General features: G+C 34.9%; 1 protein-coding gene and 2 tRNA genes. 2 read left to right on the forward strand and 1 reads right to left on the reverse strand.

The window, feature by feature from the left end:
• Positions 1-905, reverse strand: a 905-nt coding sequence (locus Q0C22_RS00660) for a molybdopterin-dependent oxidoreductase (protein WP_291490166.1), incomplete at its 3' end; no start/stop codon positions are given.
• A 176-nt stretch (positions 906-1,081) separates the two neighbouring features.
• On the opposite strand from Q0C22_RS00660, the gene Q0C22_RS00665 reads away from it, so the two are divergent.
• Both Q0C22_RS00665 and Q0C22_RS00670 read left to right on the forward strand, forming a co-directional pair.
• Positions 1,082-1,157 (forward strand) — tRNA-Lys (locus Q0C22_RS00665).
• Between the two features lie 7 nt (positions 1,158-1,164).
• Positions 1,165-1,242: transfer RNA gene (locus Q0C22_RS00670), tRNA-His, on the forward strand.
• Positions 1,243-1,436 lie beyond the last annotated feature (194 nt).

Here is a 1,436-nt window from a genome sequence, read left to right on the forward strand (position 1 = left end):
CATTGCGGTGTGTATTTTACTATATGCGGTTTTAGTTTATCGTAGCCTGTTGTATATTTTTCTACAAAATCGTGATTAATCAAATCTTCTGTTACCATAACATTGATAAGCGCTAAAACAAAAGCAGTATCTGTCCCGGGTTTAATTTGCAAGAATCTGTCAGCTTTTGCTGCTGTATGTGTATACCTTGGATCAACATATACTATTTTGGCTTTATTGCCAATAGCTTTTGCAAAATGGTAAAGCTCACTTACATGGAGTGATTCTGTCTCATTTCTACCAATTAAAATTATATATCTACTGTTTGACAAGTCATACGGCTCATGGCCACCAAGTGCTGCACCAAATGTATAATAAAATCCAACGTCTCTAGAACCTGTACATTGAGAATATGCAGGTATTGCAAAGTTTGTTGTCCCACCTAAGACTTCAAAAAGCCTGTGAATTGCAGGCTCTCCTGTACCATGCATTTCAAGAGCGATTGTTTCTGGTCCGTATTTATCTATGACTTCTTTAAATTTTTTTGCAGCAAACTCAAAAGCTTCTTCCCAGGAAACCTTTTTCCATTTGCCTTCGCCACGTTCGCCAACTCTAATCAATGGAGTTTTTAATCTATTATCATCGTATAGAGTTTTAATACCAGCTTGACCTTTTGCACATAATTTACCCCAATTTAATGGACTTTTGTCATTGCCTTCAAGTTTTCTAACTTTGCCATCATTTACAAAAACTTTTTCCGTACAATTCCAAAAACACATTTCACAAAAATTAAAGGTTACCTTATCGGGCTTATATGGTTTTAATTCTTCCCTTGCCTGTGCTTTTGAATCAAAAATTAAAGGCACAGACAATAATGCAGACCCAGCCAAAGCACCCTTTAAAAAGGTTCTCCTTTTAATTTGCATAAAACCTCCTTTTTCAGTCTCGCCCCACATATATCATTAAGATGTAATTTTAGTCAAAAAATAAAAAAAATCCATTAAAATCTTGTTTGTAATGATTATTTAAGATATTTATATTGTTTTTTAAAAATTCATTTTTCTTGACAAAATTTTTCTTATAATTATCATAAATGGTGTGTGGGCCGCTAGCTCAGCTGGTAGAGCAACGGACTCTTAATCCGTCGGTCGAAGGTTCGATCCCTTCGCGGCTCACCATTTTGTGGTGGGTATAGCTCAGTTTGGTTAGAGCACCAGGTTGTGGCCCTGGGGGCCGTGGGTTCAAGTCCCACTACTCACCCCATTTATTTTTTTAGACAAAAATCAATTCTTAAAAAATTGACAATTTAAATAATTTTTTTTCGAATTCAGATAGGTATTGTTTGATTTCTTGTAATGCAGGTTTTACCACTATGCACTATAAAACCCTAATCTCCTGCCCCATTAACTACTCATCTTAATAATTCTTTTTTTAAAGCATTTTTGTTATTTTTTCTT

Source organism: Desulfurella sp., assembly GCF_023256235.1.
Lineage (GTDB): Bacteria > Campylobacterota_A > Desulfurellia > Desulfurellales > Desulfurellaceae > Desulfurella.